Annotated in this window: 18 protein-coding genes; 5 read left to right on the plus strand and 13 right to left on the minus strand. The window is 68.4% G+C overall.

Annotation, left to right across the window (positions count from 1 at the left end; translation table 11 throughout):
• Positions 1-10 precede the first annotated feature (10 nt).
• Entirely contained in the window at positions 11-637 is a 627-nt protein-coding gene (locus JWQ81_RS07480; protein ID WP_297538961.1) for a maleylpyruvate isomerase family mycothiol-dependent enzyme, read from the minus strand.
• Positions 634-1,299 carry a pyridoxal 5'-phosphate synthase gene (locus tag JWQ81_RS07485; RefSeq protein ID WP_297538963.1) on the minus strand — a complete coding sequence of 222 codons (666 nt, stop codon included), beginning with the start codon at positions 1,297-1,299 and terminating at the stop codon, positions 634-636. The genes JWQ81_RS07480 and JWQ81_RS07485 overlap by 4 nt, the downstream gene beginning before the upstream one ends.
• Positions 1,300-1,360: 61 nt before the next feature.
• On the opposite strand from JWQ81_RS07485, the gene JWQ81_RS07490 reads away from it, so the two are divergent.
• A complete protein-coding gene (locus tag JWQ81_RS07490) occupies positions 1,361-1,948 on the plus strand; it encodes an ABATE domain-containing protein (protein ID WP_297538965.1) in 588 nt (195 codons plus the stop codon).
• Positions 1,949-2,005: 57 nt separating this feature from the next.
• Here JWQ81_RS07490 and JWQ81_RS07495 read toward each other — a convergent pair whose 3' ends face one another.
• The 3 genes from JWQ81_RS07495 to JWQ81_RS07505 form a co-directional block, all read right to left on the minus strand.
• The gene (locus tag JWQ81_RS07495) at positions 2,006-4,819 is read right to left on the minus strand and encodes a vitamin B12-dependent ribonucleotide reductase (RefSeq protein WP_297538967.1); all 2,814 of its coding nucleotides are present in this window, start codon (positions 4,817-4,819) and stop codon (positions 2,006-2,008) included.
• Positions 4,820-4,853: 34 nt separating this feature from the next.
• On the minus strand, positions 4,854-5,339 hold the full coding sequence (gene nrdR / locus JWQ81_RS07500) for a transcriptional regulator NrdR (protein ID WP_297538969.1): 486 nt from the start codon (positions 5,337-5,339) through the stop codon (positions 4,854-4,856).
• A gap of 285 nt (positions 5,340-5,624) precedes the next feature.
• Positions 5,625-6,161, minus strand: a complete 537-nt coding sequence (locus JWQ81_RS07505; protein WP_297538971.1) for a LysM peptidoglycan-binding domain-containing protein — start codon at positions 6,159-6,161, stop codon at positions 5,625-5,627.
• 736 nt (positions 6,162-6,897) lie between these two features.
• Between JWQ81_RS07505 and lexA the strand changes: the two genes are divergently transcribed.
• Positions 6,898-7,572 carry a transcriptional repressor LexA gene (lexA, locus tag JWQ81_RS07510; protein ID WP_297539105.1) on the plus strand — a complete coding sequence of 225 codons (675 nt, stop codon included), beginning with the start codon at positions 6,898-6,900 and terminating at the stop codon, positions 7,570-7,572.
• Positions 7,573-7,597: 25 nt separating this feature from the next.
• On the opposite strand, the gene JWQ81_RS07515 is transcribed toward lexA, so the two are convergent.
• The 3 genes from JWQ81_RS07515 to JWQ81_RS07525 form a co-directional block, all read right to left on the minus strand.
• A complete protein-coding gene (locus JWQ81_RS07515) occupies positions 7,598-8,605 on the minus strand; it encodes a hypothetical protein (RefSeq protein ID WP_297538973.1) in 1,008 nt (335 codons plus the stop codon).
• Between the two features lie 107 nt (positions 8,606-8,712).
• Positions 8,713-10,140, minus strand: coding sequence for a GTPase HflX (gene hflX, locus JWQ81_RS07520; RefSeq protein ID WP_297538975.1), 1,428 nt, complete (start codon positions 10,138-10,140; stop codon positions 8,713-8,715).
• Between the two features lie 43 nt (positions 10,141-10,183).
• Positions 10,184-10,681 carry a winged helix-turn-helix domain-containing protein gene (locus JWQ81_RS07525; protein ID WP_297538977.1) on the minus strand — a complete coding sequence of 166 codons (498 nt, stop codon included), beginning with the start codon at positions 10,679-10,681 and terminating at the stop codon, positions 10,184-10,186.
• Positions 10,682-10,742: 61 nt separating this feature from the next.
• Here JWQ81_RS07525 and JWQ81_RS07530 point away from each other — a divergent pair, with 61 nt between their 5' ends.
• On the plus strand, positions 10,743-11,981 hold the full coding sequence (locus JWQ81_RS07530; protein ID WP_297538979.1) for an MFS transporter: 1,239 nt from the start codon (positions 10,743-10,745) through the stop codon (positions 11,979-11,981).
• On the opposite strand, the gene dapF is transcribed toward JWQ81_RS07530, so the two are convergent.
• A complete protein-coding gene (dapF, locus tag JWQ81_RS07535; RefSeq protein ID WP_297538981.1) occupies positions 11,978-12,805 on the minus strand; it encodes a diaminopimelate epimerase in 828 nt (275 codons plus the stop codon). The genes JWQ81_RS07530 and dapF overlap by 4 nt on opposite strands.
• 9 nt (positions 12,806-12,814) lie before the next feature.
• The gene (gene miaA, locus JWQ81_RS07540; RefSeq protein ID WP_297539107.1) at positions 12,815-13,717 is read right to left on the minus strand and encodes a tRNA (adenosine(37)-N6)-dimethylallyltransferase MiaA; all 903 of its coding nucleotides are present in this window, start codon (positions 13,715-13,717) and stop codon (positions 12,815-12,817) included.
• Positions 13,718-14,004: 287 nt separating this feature from the next.
• On the opposite strand from miaA, the gene JWQ81_RS07545 reads away from it, so the two are divergent.
• Positions 14,005-15,321, plus strand: a complete 1,317-nt coding sequence (locus JWQ81_RS07545) for a DUF349 domain-containing protein (RefSeq protein WP_297538983.1) — start codon at positions 14,005-14,007, stop codon at positions 15,319-15,321.
• 104 nt (positions 15,322-15,425) lie between these two features.
• Here JWQ81_RS07545 and JWQ81_RS07550 read toward each other — a convergent pair whose 3' ends face one another.
• Together JWQ81_RS07550 and miaB are read right to left on the minus strand one after the other, a co-directional pair.
• Positions 15,426-15,872 carry a hypothetical protein gene (locus JWQ81_RS07550; protein ID WP_297539109.1) on the minus strand — a complete coding sequence of 149 codons (447 nt, stop codon included), beginning with the start codon at positions 15,870-15,872 and terminating at the stop codon, positions 15,426-15,428.
• Positions 15,873-15,913: 41 nt separating this feature from the next.
• Positions 15,914-17,395: a tRNA (N6-isopentenyl adenosine(37)-C2)-methylthiotransferase MiaB gene (gene miaB, locus JWQ81_RS07555; protein ID WP_297538985.1), complete on the minus strand. Its 1,482-nt coding sequence runs from the start codon at positions 17,393-17,395 to the stop codon at positions 15,914-15,916.
• Between the two features lie 70 nt (positions 17,396-17,465).
• Between miaB and JWQ81_RS07560 the strand changes: the two genes are divergently transcribed.
• Entirely contained in the window at positions 17,466-18,419 is a 954-nt protein-coding gene (locus JWQ81_RS07560) for a TAXI family TRAP transporter solute-binding subunit (RefSeq protein WP_297538987.1), read from the plus strand.
• On the opposite strand, the gene JWQ81_RS07565 is transcribed toward JWQ81_RS07560, so the two are convergent.
• A complete protein-coding gene (locus tag JWQ81_RS07565; RefSeq protein WP_297538989.1) occupies positions 18,409-19,821 on the minus strand; it encodes a HAMP domain-containing sensor histidine kinase in 1,413 nt (470 codons plus the stop codon). The genes JWQ81_RS07560 and JWQ81_RS07565 overlap by 11 nt on opposite strands.
• Between the last annotated feature and the right edge of the window lie 3 nt (positions 19,822-19,824).

Below are 19,824 nucleotides of genomic sequence, written 5' to 3' on the forward strand. Positions count from 1 at the left end.
CTCACGAGTCCTAAGGCCAGGCCCCGAGTTCCGGAAGGGCGCCAACACCGCCGGCCACCGTGAGCATGCCAATGGTTTCGCGGCCGGCCATCCAGGCGGCGATGTCGGTCAACGCCCCTTGGACTTCGACACCTTCGGGCACCCGCGGAGCGGTGAATTCCACCAGATAGTCGCAGAACTCCGGCGCCCAGTCCGCGGACGTATACCCGAGAAGCAGGTCGGCGGTGTGGATTTCGACCTCGCGCCACCGGCTGGACACCGTGTCGAGCACCGTGCCGTTCCGATACCGGACCGGGCTCGCCCACCCGTCAGGGCGCACCCGCGCCCAGGCACTTTCCAATGCTGCACTGAGGCTCACGACGTCAGCCCGCAACTCGGCAGCGGGACGGCCGGAGCCCGCTTCGATCACGGCGTTCCGACCGGCCGCGCCGCCGTCGTAGAAGTCGACAAGTCTCCCCTCGATCGCGAACTCGACCTGGCGGGTAAGCGCTCGCGCGTGTTCCGCGAGATGCGTGAGAACGTGACCCCGAGTCCAACCTGGCAACGCCGAAGCCTGCCGCGCCCCGACGTCGTCAAGATCGTCGAGGATGACACCCAGTCGTGCATGGCCGGCATGCACGTCGTCGAGCTGGCTCACGGCCACAGCAGACCTCGCGTCCATGCCGCGTCGGCACGGCGATAGCTCAACCGGATGTGCCGCCGTTGTTCGTCCCCTTGCCAGAACTCGACTTCGTCGGCGTCCACGGCATACAGCGTCCAGTCGGGGGAAACCAGTCCTGGCTCGGCCTCGACTTGGTCGGCCGTCCGCACCAGCGCGAGGTCGAGCTCGTTCCGGTTCACCATGCGCTCGCTCTGCTTCGCGATCAGCGCGGCTGCGCGGGCACTGACCGATCGGCTCAGGAAGTCCCGCGCGCTCTCAGCCTCGCTGACCGGAGCGACCGCACCGCGGACGCGTACCTGCCGGCCGAGCGCGGGCCAGTAAAACGTCAGTGCGGCCCATGGCGTGTCGGCCAGTTCCTTGCCTTTGCGACCTGAGGCGCCGGAAGCGAACTGCCAGCCGTCGTCGCCGACGTTCTTCAAGATCAGCACCCGTGCCGACGGCCGCCCCTGGGGGTCCACAGTGGACAACGTCATCGCGTGCGGTTCCTTGATCCCGGCATTGACAGCGCCCGTCAGCCACTCGACGAACAGGTCCACCGGGTCTTCGGGAACGTCGGTCGGATCGAACGCGGCAAAAGGGCCGGCGAGTGAAGGCACCCGACGAAGCAGCTCTCTAACGGACTTTGCAGCCTGGATCATTAGCCGAAACTAGCGAGGCCAGCCACATGGCGTCAAGCACAATGTCCATTAGGATGAGCGCGTGACGTACCGACACCTGGCGCTGGAACTGGCCAGCACGATCCGGCACGATGGCCACGGCGGCGTCGCCGACGACCTCGACACCGACGACGCCTTCAGGGCCTGGCTGGACAAACAAGCCGACCTGCTCGAGGTCAACGCCAACGTCGACCCGACGACCGAGGCCCGCGAGCAGGTCGTCGCGCTACGACGCGCTGTCCGCTCCCTGTTCGCCCGAGCTGTTCGACCCGGTCCGCCGAGCAGTGCGGATGCTGCCCGCCTCCTCGATCCGGCCGTCGCCCGAGACCAGCTGAACACCGCATCGGCAGCCGTGTTCAGGGCACCGCAGCTGAACTGGCCCGACAACGCCGACCCGTGGCTGGATCACGACGGGACCGACGCCGACACCACGACCAGACTGCTCGCCGAGCTGGCCCGCGCGACCATCGGTTTCCTGACCGGCGACGACCGCGAACGCCTGAGAGCCTGCCCCGCGCCGCGATGCGTGCGGTACTTCGTGAAGCAACATCCACGTCAGGAATGGTGCAAACCCTCGTGCGGTAACCGGGCCCGCGTCAGCCGCTACTACCAGCGGCACCACGAAGCCTGAGACGAAGGAACCGATTCCTGGGCAGAGGGCACGATCGCGCCCCCTGCCCAAGAACGATCAGCTACAGCCGGAAGTCGCTCCACAGCCTTCGCACGCGTAGCAGGAACCAGCCGGACGCATCTTGGTGCCACAAGTCAGGCACAGGGGTGCGTCGGCGGCTTTGCCCATCTGCAACTCCACCAGCTCGGCGGTGCTGTGCGCCTCCTGGCGGTCTTCGGGCGGAGACGGGTTTGTAGCGTCCACACCGGTCCGCAGCGCCTCGAGGTCAACGCTGTCACCAGGGGAAACCGCCTGAGTCCCATAGTCCGCCTCGACTTGCGCGGTCCGCTCGTCGGCAGTGAAGATGCCGAGTTGCGCACGCTTTTCGACGGGTAAGAAGTCCAGCGCGAGCCTGCGGAAGAGGTAGTCCAGCACGCTCGTCGCGATGCGGATGTCCGGGTCGTCGGTCATCCCCGCCGGCTCGAACCGCAGGTTGGAGAACTTGGAAATGTAGAACTCCAACGGGATCCCGTACTGCAGGCCCACCGAGATCGACATCGAGAACGCGTCCATCACGCCGGCCAGGGTCGACCCCTGCTTGCCGAGCTTGATGAAGATCTCGCCGAGCCCGTCGTCCGGGTACGAACCGGCGTGCAGATACCCCTCCGCACCACCGACGGTGAACGAAACCGTTTGGCTGGGCCGTTTCTTCGGCAGACGCTTGCGAACGGGCCGATACTCGACAACCGCCGCTTCTTCGGTCTCCTTCTTGACCGTCGACAGCGGCTGGCCGACCTTGCAGTTGTCACGGTAGATCGCGAGCGCCTTGAGGCCGTACTTCCAGCCCTGGAAGTAGATCTCCTCGACTTCCTCCACGGTGGCCGACTCCGGCATGTTGACCGTCTTGGAGATCGCGCCGGACAGGAACGGCTGAACCGCGGCCATCATCCGCACGTGCCCCATCGGCGCGATCGACCGCGCGCCGACCGCGCAGTCGAACACCTCGTAGTGCTCCGAGCGCAAACCAGGCGCGTCCACCACATGCCCGTGCTCGGCGATGAATTCGACAATCGCTTCGACCTGCTCGGGCTGGTACCCGAGCGCGGTCAGCGCCCGCGGCACGGTCTGGTTGACGATCTGCATCGAACCGCCGCCGACCAGCTTCTTGAACTTCACCAGCGAGAAATCCGGTTCGATTCCCGTGGTGTCGCAATCCATCATGAAACCTATGGTGCCAGTCGGCGCGAGTACACTCGCCTGCGAATTGCGCCAGCCGTTCACCGCACCGATTTCGAGGTTGCGTTTCCATTCCTCGGTAGCCAAAGTCCGGACGGCGGCATCATTCGCGTGATGGGTGCGGACGACATCATTGGCGGCGGCGTGTTTGCGCATGATTCGCTGGTGCGCCTCGGCATTGCGGGCGTACCCGTCGTAGGCGCCCACCACGCCGGCAAGTTCGGCTGAGCGACGGTAGGAAACGCCGGTCATCAGGGAGGTGATTGCCGCGGCAAGCGCGCGGCCGCCTTCGGAGTCATAGGCGTGACCGAGCGCCATGAGTAGCGCACCGAGGTTGGCGTAGCCGATTCCGAGCTGACGGAACTTCCGCGTGGTGTCCCCGATCGCTTCCGTGGGGAAATCCGCGAAGCAGATCGAAATATCCATTGCGGTGATCACGAATTCGACGGCCTTGGCGAACAACGGCGCGTCGAACGTTCCTTCATCGGTGACGAACTTCAGCAGGTTCAAGGACGCGAGGTTGCAACTGGAATTATCCAGATGAAGGTATTCACTGCACGGGTTGGACGCGGTGATGCGGCCGGATTCCGGGCAGGTGTGCCAGTCGTTGATCGTGCCGTCGTACTGGATTCCGGGATCCGCGCATTCCCACGCGGCGGTGGAGATCGAACGGAAGAGAGTCTTCGCATCAACGGTGTCGAGGACTTCGCCGGTCATCCGGGCCCGCAGGCCGAACTTGTCCCCGGCTTCGACGGCGCGCATGAACTCGTCCGAGACGCGGACCGAGTTGTTCGCGTTCTGGTACTGCACCGAGGTGATGTCCGCGCCGCTGAGGTCCATGTCGAACCCGGCGTCGCGCAGGACTTTGATCTTGGCCTCTTCGCGGGCCTTCGTCTGGACGAACTCCTCGATGTCGGGGTGGTCGACGTCGAGCACGACCATCTTCGCCGCGCGGCGGGTCGCGCCGCCGGACTTGATCGTGCCGGCCGAGGCGTCCGCGCCGCGCATGAACGACACCGGGCCGGACGCCGTTCCGCCGGAGGACAGCAGCTCGCGTGACGAACGGATCCGCGACAGGTTCAGGCCCGCGCCGGAGCCGCCCTTGAAGATCAGGCCCTCCTCGCGGTACCAGTTGAGGATCGACTCCATGGTGTCATCGACGGCCAGGATGAAACAGGCCGAGACCTGCTGCTTCGACTTCGTGCCGACGTTGAACCACACCGGGGAGTTGAAGCTGAACACCTGGTGCAGCAACATCCAGGTGAGCTCGTGGTCGAAGATCTCCGCGTCGGCGGCGGACTCGAAGTAGCCGTGCTCGACACCCGCGGCTACATAGGTCTTGACGACGCGGTCGATGAGCTGCCGCAACCCGCGCTCACGCTGGGGCGTACCCACCGCGCCGCGGAAGTACTTGCTGGTGACGATGTTGGTGGCATTGACGGACCAGGAGTCGGGAAATTCGACCCCGCGCTGCTCGAAGTTCACCGTGCCGTCGCGCCAGTTGGTCATCACGACGTCACGCTGTTCCCAGGTCACCTCGTCGTAGGGGTGGACGCCCTCGGTGGTGAACACGCGCCGCATGACCGGCCCGCGTCGGGACTTCTTCTTGCCCGGTTCGTTGGCCGCCCGCGCGTCGGCTCCCACGGTCTCTGTCATGGGTTTCCCTCACTCCCGCGCGGCAGCGGCGACCTCAATCGTCGACGGCGCGCTTTTCGCTCTCATCCGGACCGGCCATGGCCTCTCGTAGGTCCGAGATCTCCTTTTCGAAGTCCTCGACCGAGGAAAAGGAGCGGTACACACTGGCGAACCGGAGGTAGGCGACCCCGTCGAGTTCCCTGAGCGGGCCGAGAATCGCCAAGCCGACCTCGTGGCTCGGGATCTCCGCCAGTCCGGCCGAGCGGATCGACTCCTCCACGCGCTGCGCGAGCTGCTGCAACGCGTCGTCATCGACCGGCCTGCCCTGACACGCCCGGCGCACTCCCCGAACGACTTTGTCCCTGCTGAACTGTTCGGTGACCCCGGAACGCTTGACGACGGCGAGCACCATCGTCTCCGAAGTGGTGAACCGGCGACCGCATTCGGCGCACGAACGCCTCCGGCGGATCGCTTGACCCTCATCCACCTCTCGGGAATCTACGACCCGAGAGTCCGCATGCCGGCAGAACGGGCACCTCATCCGCCGATCACCTTCCCCTCCGTGCCGGTCGTTCCCGAGGACAGCCACCTGACGCCCACCAGCGCACCGCCACGCGCGGTGCGGACCTGGTGATCGACATGTGGATATCCGGTGGGTGAACACCGACCAGCTGTGGACAACTAGGTCGAGTCTACCCCTACTTGTGGACCAACTACAGCCATGTAACTACCACATATAGCGGTGGACCCTAGAACGCGTCCGGGTCGGGCGCAACCTCCACAACCGGGTGAACACGGTCGGCATGCGAGCGAACGAGAAGCGTGCTCAACCCGCGTCGGGAACGGCCGCGCCACCGGGTCCGACCGGGACCGAGAGCGGCAGTCCGGGCACCAGAGTGGCGTCATCCAGGCCATTGAGCGCTTTGATCCGGGCGACAACCGCGCCAGGATCGCTTTCCGGCGCGAACCGAGCGGCCAGCTCCGACAGGGTCTCACCCGGGGTCACCGACACCGTTGCGGTCTGAGAGGGCACGTCGGTGGGCGACATGGCACCCGCAAGTAGACCCAAACCGGTGACAGCCATCGCCGACGCGAGCGCCAGCCCGACCAGCCACGGCCAGTGCAGCGACACCCGACGCGGGCCGCACGGGGCGACCGACGGCGCGCGGTGCCCGGCGATGACCCTCGCCCTGGTGGGCGGCCGCCGGGTCTCACCGAGCGCCCGGCGGCTCCGGCCGCCGGGCCGGACCGGCCTCAGCGGCCGGGGCGGCGCCTGCCGCGCGGGCGCTTCGGGCCCGGCGGCCATTGCCGGCCCGGCGGCGACCCTTCGCGTACCCGACCTGCCATCAAGTAGAACCGACATCACGGACCTCCTCGCAGTCCCTGCACCACTTCGCGCTACCTTTGCTCCGGCGGCCGGTCCCGAAGGGCCTGGCCGGGCTCTCGCCCCACCGCTCTCCACCCGCCGCCGGGTCGAACAAGCGTTCTATCGAACGCCCGTGCGAATGTCTACCACCCCGCACCGACAAAATCGAGCGACCACGGCGTGTCGTTCGAACAAATGTTTGATATGGTCGCTACTGCGAGCTAACGTCGGTTACCAGGACGTCAACCTCGTTCAAGTCGAGGTCGGTGAGCAGGACAACCGTGGCAGGTGTCCGGCAGGTTTCCGGTGCGGTCCCCGTGTCGACAGGGGCTGGACCAGGAACAACGCCGGGAATCCCGCCGGGGCGGCCGCGCTGGGAACAGTGCGGCCGGCGCGGCGGGGTGCCAGGTGGCGACAACGCTGTGCAGGGCCAGCAGGACTCGGCAAGTCGGCCGGGAGGCCGGTTTCGACCGGTTCCGGCAGACTCTCGAACCAAGCCTGGTCCAACCAGGCTCGGTCGGACCAGGCTTGGTCCAACCGGGTCCGGTCAAACCAGGTCCGGTCAAACACAGCGGCGGAGCTCCCGAATGCCGCCACGGGCGAAAAGCAGTACCGGCAGAGCAACACTGCCGCATGCGGGCGTACCACCTCGGTATCCCGTACGCGGGCAGTGACCATCTGGGAGGCAATGCAAGTGACAGCGGACAACAAGCCCAAGGGCTTGGAGAAGGCGATGGGCAAGGTGCACCCCCTGCCCGATATCGGTGAGGTCGACGACATCCTCACCGTGCGGCAGCAGCAGGTCCTCGAAGTGATCCGGGCCTGGGTCGCCCGGTTCGGCTACCCGCCGAGCGTGCGGGAGATCGGGGAGGCGGTGGGCCTCACCTCGACCTCTTCGGTGTCGCATCAGCTTCGAGCCCTGCAGCGCAAGGGATACCTGCGCCGCGACGCGAACCGGCCCCGCGCCGTGGGCGTGCTCAGCGCGGGCCTCGACGACAACCCGATGGGCATCGAACAGGAACCGGACCTGCCGAAGGCGGCCTACGTGCCGCTGGTCGGCCGGATCGCCGCCGGTCGGCCGGTGCTGGCCGAGCAAGCCGTCGAGGACGTCTTCCCGCTGCCGCGGGAGGTGGTCGGCGAGGGTGAGCTGTTCATGCTCAGCGTCGCCGGTGACTCGATGATCGACGCGGCCATCACCGACGGTGACTGGGTGGTCGTGCGCCAGCAGCCCACCGCCGAGAACGGCGACATCGTCGCGGCGATGATCGACGGCGAGGCCACGGTCAAGACGTTCAAGCGCAAGGACGGCCACGTCTGGCTGATGCCGCACAACGACGCCTACCAGCCGATCCCCGGCGACGACGCGAGCATCCTCGGCAAAGTCACCGCCGTCCTGCGTCGAATCTGACACGGCTTCGGAGAACTGACGAGGTTCACCGCCGGCGGCGAACCCTGCTGAATGCGTACCAGCCGACGATCGCGACCACGAGCGCGACGGCGATGCCGAGTACGACGGGCAGGTCGAATCCGTCGGCGGTCGCGGCGGTCGCGGCGGTCTGCGGCGCGGCCACCGCGCCAGTGCCTCCGGATTTTTCCGTGTCAGCGCCTGTGTTCGTCACCGCCGGCTGGACCAGCGAGGTGGCCGCGCGGATCGCCCGGATCGGCTGCCCGACCGCTTCCCCGCCGGAAAGCAGCGTGCCGTCCGGCTCGAAGGCCAGCGCCTCACCCTGCTTTTCGTCGGGCAGCGGTACGCGGACCGGAACCCGCTTCAACGCGGCCACCACATCTCCGTCCGGTGCCGAGTACAGGTAGGCATCGGTGTAGGTCCGCAGCGCGATGACCTTGCCGTCCGCACTCGACGCGCCCCCGGTCACCAAAACTGAGCCGAACTCGCCGACCGGGCCACCAGGGGTGTCGGTGGTCTTGAAAGCCAGCGACCCGACCTTCACCAGCGCGGTCGGGCCCGGGCTCGCCAAGGCACCGGCCGGCCGGTAGACCTGGGCATCACCGAGGATCTCCTTGGTGATCAGATACGGCGTGCCGGAGGGGTCCAGGATCAACGCCTCGGTGTCGTGCGGGCCGTCCGGATAGCTCAGCCGGTGCAACGTCGTCTTGCCCTGCGTGGTCATCGCCAGCAAGGCGATCGTCTTCCGGGACTTCCGGTTGTCACCGGTGTCGGACAGCCACAACGTCCCGTCCGCCGCCCGTGCGAGGTCCTCGACGTCGTACGGATCCAGCGAGTTCGTGATCACCTTCTGCACTGCACAGTTGCGACCGAAGACGAACACCTCGACCTTCGTACCGCCGTCGTTGATCCCGTACCAGTGCGCGCCGTCCGACACGAGGCCCGACAGCTCGGTGATCCGGGGATCGGTGATCCTGCACAGCGTTTCGGGTGCCGGCGGCGGGGTCGCCGCCGCCGGCAGCACCGGAACGAACATCGCGCACAGGACCATTACCGAGACGATTCGTCCCGCTGACCGCACCGGCCGCACTCGCCACCTCCGAGTCGGGGACCCGGCGGGTCCCGTTGTCCTCGGAGGACGTTTCAGAGCGGTGATCCGTTGGTCTCGTACTCGCGTAGCGGAGCCGCGAGGTCCGGGTGGACGCGGACACGCAGCCGCGTGCCCTCCGGCGTGTGCTCCTCGACGAGCACCTCGCCGTCCCCGTGTGCCCGGGAAACGAGGTCACCCCGGGTGTACGGGATGACAACCTCGATCACCACCTCCGGCCTGGGCAGCCGGTTCGAGATGACTTCGGCCAGCTTGTCGACGCCGAGTCCGGTGCGGGCGGAGATCTCGATCGCGCCGGGCATTACGTGCCGCAACCTGGCCAGCGCCACGGGATCCGCCGCGTCGGCCTTGTTGATCACGAGCAGCTCCGGCGGGAGCGGGTCCGAACGGCGCTGGGTGATCTCGGTCAGTACCTGGCGGACCGCGTTCACCTGGTCCTCGGGCGCCGGGTCCGCGCCGTCCACCACGTGCACCAGCAGGTCCGCGTCGGCGGCCTCCTCGATGGTCGACCGGAAGGCGTCGACCAGCTGGTGCGGCAGGTGCCGGACGAACCCGACGGTGTCGGTGAGCGTGTACGTGCGGCCGTCCGTGGTGGCCGCCCGGCGGGTGGTCGGGTCCAGCGTGGCGAACAGCGAGTCGTCGACGAGCACCCCGGCGCCGGTCAGCGCGTTGAGCAGGCTCGACTTGCCGGCGTTGGTGTACCCGACAATCGCGACGCTGGGGACCTCGTTGCTGACCCGCCGTCCGCGCTTCGTCTCGCGGATGGTGTCCATCGCGGCGATCTCGCGCCGGAGCTTCGACACGCGCTTCGCGATGCGCCGCCGGTCGGTCTCCAGCTTGGTTTCACCGGGACCGCGCAGGCCGACGCCGCCGTTGGCACCACCGCCACCGCCCTGCCGGGACAGCGCGTCACCCCACCCGCGCAGTCGCGGGATCAGATACTGCAGCTGGGCCAGCTCGACCTGGGCCTTGCCCTCGCGGGACTGGGCGTGCTGGGCGAAGATGTCGAGGATCAGGGCCGTTCGGTCGATCACCTTGACCTTCACCTTGGCTTCGAGCTGCCGCAGCTGGCCGGGCGAAAGCTCGCCGTCGCAGATGACGGTGTCGGCGCCGGTGGCGACGACGATGTCGAACAGCTCGCGGACCTTGCCGGAGCCGATGTAGGTGGCCGGGTCGGGATGGACGCGGCGCTGGACCAGGCCTTCCAGTACCTCGGAGCCAGCCGTTTCGGCCAGGCGCGCGAGTTCGGCGAGTGAAGCCTCCGACTGTGCCGCCGTACCCTCTGCCCACACGCCGACCAGTACCACGCGCTCCAGCCGGAGCTGCCGGTACTCGACTTCGGTGACGTCCGCGAGTTCGGTGGACAGCCCGGCGACCCTGCGGAGCGAAGCTCGTTCCTCCAGCTCCAGTTCGCCGGTCGAGAGGTCCTTGGCGATTGTGTCTTCGTGTGTCAGTTCCGTCATCGTCCTTCCATAGTCCCACGGTTCCCCGCGGGCGCCGAGCCGATTACCTGCTCGGATACGTTGCGACGTAGATCGCGAGACGCTCCCCGGCCGGTCCCGGGCGCCTGGTGCGGAATTCTTCCAGCAAGTCGGCCAGCCGTCGCCGGAATTCCTCCCGATCGTCTTCGGTGACGTCCACGACCAGCCTGGTCTGGTCCAGATCGCCGGCTTCAAGCTCGCCGACCTCGGCGAGGTAAGCCTCCAGCATGGCCTGATCGACGACGTCGCCCGGCGCCCTGACGTGCCAGGACAACCCGGTCGAAAGATAGGGGATCTCCTTGGCGCCGCGAGCGCCCCGACGCGGCTGCTGAGCGGTCAGGAAGCCCGCGTCGGCCAGCTTGCGCACGTGGTAGAGGGTGGTCGCCGGGTCCTTGTCCAGCCGTGCTGCCAGCTCCTTGTTCGTCAGCGCTTCCCCGAAGGTCAACCGGATGATCCTGAGGCGTATTCCGGAGGCGAGCGCGCTCGCCTCCGCATCAGTCGCCTTACGTCGTTGCCTGGCCACCCGATCAGCGTAGAACGTTAAGTGATTGACACTCTCCAATCACTCCTCCAGAGTGATTCCCGTGCGCAGCGACTCCCTGTTCTTCCATCGCGACTTCCGCCGCCTGTGGGCCGGCGACACGGTCAGCCAGCTCGGCTCGTTCGTGGGGCAGATCGTCATCCCGTTGCTGGCGGCGACCGTGCTGGCCGCGACGCCGTTCGAGATGGGCGTCCTCACTTCGGCCGAGACCGCGGCCTTCCTGATCATCGGGCTCCCGGCCGGAGTATGGGTGGACCGGCTGCGCCGCCGGCGGCTGATGCTCCGAGCCGACTTCGCCCGTTCCGCGCTGCTGCTCACGGTGCCCATCGCCTGGTGGGGCGGCTGGCTGACGCTGGCGCAGCTGATCGTGGTCGCGCTGCTGGTCGGGGTCGGCACGGTGTTCTTCGACGTGGCTTACCAGTCGTACCTGCCTTCGCTGGTCGGTCGCGAGAACCTGGTCGAGGGCAATACGAAGCTGCAGGCGAGTCAGTCCGTCGCCCAGGTCGTCGGGCCGGGTATCGGCGGAGTACTCACGCAACTGGCCGGCGCGGCGAACGCTGTCCTTGTCACCGGACTCGGCTTCCTGACCTCGGCGTTGTGCCTGCTGCGCATCCAGAAATCCGAGCCCGAACCCGAGCGGCACGAAAACCCCAAACTGTGGCCGCAGATCACCGAAGGCCTCCGGTTCGTCTTCGGCAACCCCACTTTGCGGGCCATCACCTCCACCACGGCGACGGCCAACCTGGCCGCCGGCATGTTCAGCGCGGTCGAGGTGCTGTACCTGACCAGGTCGCTCGGGCTGAGCCCGGCCGGAGTCGGCACCATGTTCGCGCTCAGCGGCGTTGGCGGGGTCCTCGGCGCACTCACCGCGGGCCGGGTCACCAAGAAGTTCGGCCAGGCGAGGTCGATCTGGCTGGTCCCGGCGCTGACCTCACCGATCCTGCTGCTGGTGCCACTGGCCGAACCCGGGTGGCGGATCGGACTGGTGGCCGTCGGGCTGGCGACTTTCTCCTACGGCGTCATCGTCTACAACATCGCGCAGGTCAGCTACCGCCAAGCGATCTGCCCGGACCGGTTGCTGGGGCGCATGAACGCGAGCGTCCGGTTCGTCGTCTGGGGAATCACCCCGTTCGGCGGCCTCGCCGGAGGCGCCCTCGGCGAGTGGATCGGCCTGCGGGGCACCGTGTGGATCGCCACGGCCGGTGAGACGCTGGCGCTGCTCTGGGTTATCTGCTCACCGCTGCGTCAGCAGCGCGATATCCCCGACGCGGTCGCGGTTTAGGCGTCCGCTGCGGCCCACCAGGCCTCGTCCAGCTCGCCGCGCGCGACGATCTCGGCCGGGCCGGTGAGCGTCGAAGCGCCGCGGGCGATGGTCACCGTGACAACACCACCGGGGATCTCGACGACGGCCTCGCCGGTGTCCGTGCCCGCAAGGTGCAGGCTCGCCGCCACCGCGGCGACGGTGCCGGTGCCGCACGCCCTGGTCTCGCCGACCCCGCGCTCGTGGACGCGCATCCGCAGCGCGCCGTCGGCGAGCGGGTTGACGAACTCCAGGTTGACACCGCCGGGGAAGAAGTCGTGATCGAAGTCGGGCTGGTCGCGCAGGTCCAGCAGGGCGACGTCGTCATCCACAATGGACACCAGATGCGGGTTGCCGACGTCGACGGAGATCCCGGAGAACGGACGGCCGGCCACCACGGTGACCGAAGATCCGGTGATCGCGGCCGGTCCCATGTGGACTGTCACGGTGCCGTCGGGACACACCTGGACCTGCTTGTCCCCAGCGCGGGTGCCGATCGGGAAGTCGGTCCCGGTGACCAGGCCCGCCTCCACCAGGTACCGGACGAAGACCCGGACCCCGTTGCCGCACATCTCGGCGATCGAACCGTCGGCGTTGCGGTAGTCCATGAACCAGTCGCCACCGGAGGTTTCACCGATCGCCTCCGGCCGCACGACACGCAGGACGCCGTCCGCGCCGATGCCGCGCCGCCTGTCGCACAGCGCGGCCACCCGGGCCGCCGTCAGGTCGAGGCGGCCAGTCGGGTCGGGCAGGAGAACGAAGTCGTTCTGCGTGCCGTGCCCCTTGAGAAATTCGATACCGCCCATCGGTCCAGATTACTTGGCCAGGAGTGACAACACGCTATCGGCCAGGTGCTCTTCGCCACCGTCGAGCCAGTGGATCCGGTTGTCGCGCTTGAACCAGGCACGTTGCTTCCGGACGAACCTCCGCGTCGCCTGCGCGGTGGCCGCCGCGGCCGCTTCGAAGTCGAGGTCGGTGTCCATCGCGGCCAGCACCTGCTGGTAGCCCAGGGCCCGCGACGCCGTCTTCCCGCGGCGCAACCCGCGTTCGGTGAGCGCGCTCACCTCGTCCACCAGGCCGCCGGCGAACATGCGCTCGACGCGGAGGTCGACCCGCGCGTCGAGTTCGCCGACGGCGCGGTCGATCCCGATCATCACGGTGTCGTACCGGGCGGGTCCCGGCTTGGGCAGGTTCGCCGAGAACGGCTGCCCGGTGATCTCGATGACCTCCAGCGCGCGCACGATCCGGCGGACGTTGGACGGCAGGATGGCCGTCGCGGCGGCCGGGTCCAACGTCGTCAGCCTGCGGTACAGGGACTCGACGCCGCCTTCGGCCGCTTCGGCGTCCAATCGCGCGCGGACCTCGGGGTCGGTGCCTGGGAAACGTAGATCGTCGACGACGGCCTGGACGTAGAGGCCGGACCCGCCGACGAGGATGGGAACACGACCGGACGCGAGAAGCGCCTCGATGCGTTCGCGGGCGTCACGCTGGTAAGCCGCGACGGACGCGGTCTCGGTTACGTCCAATACGTCGAGCAGGTGGTGCGGGACCCCGCGCGTCTCGTCATGGCTGATCTTCGCGGTTCCGATGTCCATCCCGCGGTAGAGCTGCATGGCGTCGGCGTTGACGACCTCGCCGCCGAGGGCGAGCGCGAGCGCCACGGCCAGGTCGGACTTGCCGGTTGCGGTCGGCCCGACCACCGCGACGGGACTAGGGATGGGACTAGTCACGCGTGATCACGTTTGACGACGATACCGGCCACCTTCGGGCGCGCGCGCACCCAGTCCTCACCCGCAGTCACCCCGTTCGTCGATCGCGGGGACCCCTGACGAAGTAGGATCACTGGCTCGGGTGGCACTTCGGAGTACCACGGCGGACCCTGAGCTGCTTGAATGCGGCAAGGGGATCGCTGTCCCGAACACGATCCGCGTATCCGCATGACCCGGCCCCACTCGAAGAGTGGGGCGCCCGCCACGGCGGGCGTACAGGCGATAAGGAGCCTGCGATGGCCCAGGAGAACACCCCCACCGGTACCCCGGCACCACACCCGATGCCCCACGCGCTCGGCGGTGGACACGCGACGATGCCGCCGGTGCCGCCCGCGGAGCCGCACCCGGCCAAATGGGGCCGCGTGGACGAAGAGGGGACGGTGTACGTCTTCACCGCCGAGGGCGAGCGCACGGTCGGGATCTGGCAGGCCGGCACCCCCGACGAGGGCCTGCTCCACTTCGCACGCCGGTTCGACGACCTCCGCACCGAGATCGAGCTGCTGGAAACCCGCCTGGCCTCCGGCGCCGGCGACCCGAAGCACGCTCTCTCCAGTGCCACCCAGATGAGGGATGGGCTAGCCGACGCCGCTGTCGTGGGTGACCTGGTCGCTCTCGGTAACCGGATCACGCACGTCATCACCCACGCCGAGAAGGCACTGGCCAGCGCCAAGCAGGAGCGCGACGAAGCCCGCACGGCCGCGGTGGCACGCAAGCAGGAGCTCGCGGAGGAGGCGGAGAAGCTCGCCGCCGAGTCGACACAGTGGAAGTCCGCCGGGGACAGGTTGCGCACGATCCTCGACGAGTGGAAGAGCGTCAAGGGCGTCGACAGGAAGACCGACGACGAGCTGTGGAAGCGGTTCTCCAAGGCCCGCGAGGCGTTCAACCGGCGTCGCGGATCGCACTTCGCCGAGCTCGACAAGCAGCGCGCCACGGCCAAGACGCGCAAGGAAGAGCTGATCGTCGAGGCCGAGAAGATCGCCGAGTCCGACGAGTGGGGTGACACCGCCAGCCGGTACAAGGACCTGATGAACGACTGGAAGGCCGCCGGCCGCGCGCCGAAGGACAGCGACGAAGCGCTCTGGCAGCGGTTCCGCGCGGCGCAGGACAAGTTCTTCGCTCGTCGCTCGTCCGCGTTCAACGAGCGCGACGCCGAGTTCACCGACAACGCGACGAAGAAGGAAGAACTGCTCAACGACGCCGAGAAGATCGACCCCGCGGTCAACCTGGAAGCGGCGAAGAACCAGCTGCGCAAGATCCAGGATCTCTGGGACGAGATCGGCAAGGTGCCCCGCGAGCGCATCCGCGATCTGGACGGCAGGCTCAAGATCGTCCAGGACAAGGTGAAAGACGCCGAAGAGAGCAAGTGGCGCCGCACCGACCCCGAGGCCGAGGCCCGGGTCGCACAGTTCCGCGAGCGGATCGCGCACTTCGAGTCTCAGGCTTCGAAGGCTCGCACCGCCGGGGACGAGCGCCGCGCGAAGAAGGCCGACGAGCAGGCCGCGCAGTGGCGCGAATGGCTCGAAGCGGCCGAGAACGCCGTCGCCGACCGGTAGTAGTCGAGAACGCCGTAGTCGTCACCGAGCTGAATCAGGGGACCCCTGGTACGAATCATTCGTACCAGGGGTCCCCTGATTCAGTTTTGAAGCCGGCGGATCAGCTAGTCGCGGGACCAGGCGGTGCGCATCCACTGGACGGCCAGGACGATGATCGCGAGCCACGCGATGATCATGCCGATCCCCGGGCCGCCGCCGGCGGCGCCGTTGGCGTGCGAGGACTGCTGCGACCAGATCGACAGCACCCCGTCGACACAGGAGAACCAGCCGCCGACGGCGCAGACCCAGGCGAGCGCCCAGCGCCGGGTCGCCAGCGCGAGCGCCGAGGCCAGGATGCCGATCACGGTCGACGTCGCGGCGAACAGCTGCGGCACCGGGCCGCCGCGCCCGACCAGCACCTCCCAGCCGACGTGTCCGCCGACCCAGGGCAGCAGCTGGCCGATGATCAGCACGAACACCAGCACCGAGATGACGAAGCCGCGTTTCCCGAGCTCGACCGTGCGGGAGACCTTGCGGTTCGACTCCTCGATCTGGGCGACCAGATCGGCCACCTCGGCGGAATTGTTGTTGATCGCCCCGACCGGGTTTTCCCTCACAGCGCACATCCCTCTGTCGTCACGGATCCGGGGCTCGGCGCGCCGAAGGACGGCAGGCCGAGGCCGACGCCGTTCGTCTTCGGCCGAAGACCGGCTTCGACGTTGTCACCCGCTTTGGTCCGGCGGTGCGATAGCAGTACGCCGTCGGCCACCAGGTGGTGCGGAGCGCCGTAGGTCACCACTGTTTCCACCACGTCGCCTGGGCGCACCGAGCGATCGACCGCCGCTCCCGCCGGGGCGAAGTGGACGAGCCTGCCGTCTCGCGCGCGGCCGCTCATCCGGTGCGTCGCCGCGTCTTTGCGGCCTTCGCCGGTGGCGACCAGCAGCTCGACCTTGCGCCCCACCAGGTTCTTGCTCTCCCGCCAGGCCATTTCTTCCTGCAGCTCGATCAAGCGCTCGTAGCGTTCCTGCACGACCGCCTTGGGCACCTGGCCGTCCAGCTCGGCGGCCGGCGTCCCCGCGCGCTTCGAGTACTGGAACGTGAACGCGTTCGCGAACCGGGCCTGGCGTACGACGTCGAGCGTGGCCTGGAAGTCTGCCTCGGTCTCGCCGGGGAACCCGACGATGATGTCGGTGGTGATGGCCGCGTCCGGCATGACCTCACGGACGCGGTCGAGGATCGAGAGATAGCGGGCAGAGCGGTACGAACGCCGCATTTCCTTGAGCAGTCTGTCCGAACCGGACTGCAGCGGCATGTGGAGCTGGTGGCAGACGTTCGGGGTCTCGGCCATCGCCTCGATGACGTCGTCGCTGAACGCGGCCGGATGCGGTGAGGTGAACCGGACGCGCTCGAGGCCGTCGACCGCGCCGCAGGCCCGCAGCAGCTTGCCGAAGGCCAGCTTGTCCCCGAACTCGGCGCCGTAGGAGTTCACGTTCTGCCCGAGCAACGTCACCTCGAGCACGCCTTCGGCGACCAGTGCCTCGACTTCGGCCAGCACCTCACCGGGGCGCCGGTCGCGTTCCTTGCCGCGCAACGACGGCACGATGCAGAACGTGCAGGTGTTGTTGCAGCCGACCGAAATCGACACCCAACCCGCGTAGGCCGACTCACGGCGCGCGGGCAATGTCGACGGGAACGTCTCGAGCGATTCGAGGATCTCGATCTGGGCTTCGGCGTTGTGCCGCGCGCGCTCCAGCAACGTCGGCAGCGAGCCGAGGTTGTGGGTGCCGAACACGACATCGACCCAGGGCGCGCGGGCGAGGATCTCGCCGCGGTCCTTCTGCGCGAGGCAGCCGCCGACGGCGACCTGCATGTCCGGGTTCGCCAGCCTGTCCGGGCGCACCTGCCCGAGCGTGCCGTACAGCTTGTTGTCGGCGTTTTCCCGGACCGCACAGGTGTTGAACACGATCAGGTCCGGGGTGCCGTCGCCCTCAGCCGGGACATACCCGGACTCTTCGAGGCTGCCGGCGAGCCGTTCGGAATCGTGCACGTTCATCTGGCAGCCGAAGGTGCGGATCTGGTAAGTACGCGCGCTCATCTCGGCTCCGAGGGTACGCGCCCGGCCGCCGGGCGTATCGGCGCGGGCACCGGTCTGGCACGATCTCGGGATGGCTCGGACCGGGGACGTCATCAGGGCCGGAATGCTCACGCTCGTGCTCGTGGCCGTGAGCGGGTTGCTGGGCGCCTGCGGCCCCGACTTCTCCGGCCTGCACCTGCGGATAGCCGCCGGCAACAACGGCGGTGTCTACTACCAGCTCGCGCAGCCGCTGTCCTCGGCGTGGGCGGCGCAGCTGGGTATCGAACGGCCCGAGGTCGAGCAGACTCGCGGCTCCCCCGACAACCTCAACCGGCTGCAGTCGGGCATGGCCGACGTCGCGTTCAGCGCCGCCGACGTCGCCGCCGACACGGCCGCGACCCCCCGGACGCCCAAGCTCCGCGCGCTGGCCCGCATCTACGACGACTACCTGCACGTGGTCGTCCGCGCGGACTCCCCGATCAAGTCGATGGCCACCATGCGCGGGCACAAGGTGTCCATCGGCGCGACGGACTCCGGGGTCGCGGTGATCGCGAAGAAGCTGTTCGCCGCGTCGGACCTGTCCGCGCCGGGCGCGGTGACGATCTGGAACCTCGGCCTCGACGACTCGCTCCGCGCACTGGCCAGCGGCGACATCGACGCCGTCATCTGGTCCGGCGGCCTGCCGACGACGTCGATCTCCCTGGAAAACCAGCACACGAAGCTCAAGCTGGTGGACATCGCCGACGTGCTGCCCAAGCTGCTCGAGCTCAACAGCGTCTACCGGTCCGCGACGATCCCGGCGACCACCTACCAGCTCACCGGCGGCCCGGTCACCACCCTGGTGGTGCCCAACTACCTCATCGTCTCGGAGACGATGTCCGACGACGTCGCCGAGGCACTGACGAGAGGCCTGTTCCTCGCGCAGGCGGACCTGGTCAAGGCCAACCCGACGGCGCTGGCGATCGACGTGCACCCGGCGATCGAAACCGCGCCGATCGCACTGCACCCCGGCGCGCTCCGCTACTACCGGGAGATCAAGCCTTAAGACCGAGGGCTTTGGGGAGCCGGACGCTCACGCGGAGACCACCGCCCTCGGGCAGGTCCAGGCGGCTCGAGCCGCCTGCCTTGGCCGCCACCTGGCTGACGATCGCGAGACCGAGCCCCGAGCCCTGCACGTTCTGATGTGCCGTGCTGCGCCAGAACCGGTCGGCGGCCCGCTCCAGTTCTTCGGGGCGAAGGCCGGGCCCGTGGTCGCGGACCGCCAGCTCGACCATTCCGTCACTTGAGGAGACGTCGACGGAGACGCTGGTACCCGGTTCGGTGAACTTCAACGCGTTGTCGAGCAGAGCGTCCAGGATGGTGCCGAGCCCGCGCGGCGGGGTGAGGACAGCGAAACCGTCGCCGAGCCCGGTCACGTCCAAGGTCACGTCACGCGCCGAGGCGACGACCCGCCAGTCCTCGACGCGCTCCGCGAGCACCGTGTCGACGTCGACCGGCAACACGTCGCCACCGGACGCCTCGGCGCGGGCCATCGACAGCAGGCCGTCGAGGATCTGGTTGAGCCTGTCGGCGTCGGAGACCGCCGCGTCGCGGTGTTCGTCGGCTTCGCCGTCGACGTGGCCTTCGAGGTTGTCGAGGCGGAGCTTCAGCGCAGTCAGCGGGTTACGCAGCTGGTGAGAGGCGTCGGCGACGAACGCGCGTTGCGCCGCGAGGGTTTCACCGACGCTGGCCGCCATCCGGTCGAACGAGCGTCCCAGCTGCCTGAGTTCGCGCGGGCCGCTCGCGTCACCGACGGGCTCGACGTCACGGCCGCTGACCACCGCCGCGACGAGCGACCCGGTTGCCTCGTCCAGCCGGCGGACCGGCCGAAGGATCCACCGCACCACCGGAATCGCCACCAGCAGCGCGAGCCCGAACGCCAGCGCCCCGCCCAGCACGAGCAGCGCCCATCTGACCCACAGCACGTCCCGCGCGTTGTTCGTCGGCGACACCATCAGCACCGCGCCGCGGACCTCTCCGTCGACGAGCACCGGCTCGGCAAGGATCAGCGGGTTGCTCGCCCAGGGCATCAGCAACGACCCCGGGGTGGACCGGCGCCCGGCCAGCGCCTCCCGGATGTGGACGGTGATCGACGGGTCCCGCAGGTCGACCGGGACGGCGCCGCGCGCGTCCGCCGAGCTTGCCAGCGGGCGGCTGTCCTGGTCGAGCACCACGACCGTGCCGCCGTAGACCTCCCGGTAGCGCTGCAGGTCGGTGGTGAGCACGCCCGCACGCGCGTCGACCAGCGGCTGCTGCGCGAGCGAGGCGAAGCGCGCGGTGTCGGTCAGCCTGTCGAGGAACAGCTGCTGCTGCACGCTGTTGGCCGTGGACAGCGCCAGCGGCACGCCGAGCCCGAACACGAGCAGCGCGACCAGCGACAACACGATGGCTTGGAGCCGTACCCGCATCCG

Source organism: Amycolatopsis sp. (assembly GCF_025464955.1).
Lineage (GTDB): Bacteria > Actinomycetota > Actinomycetes > Mycobacteriales > Pseudonocardiaceae > Amycolatopsis.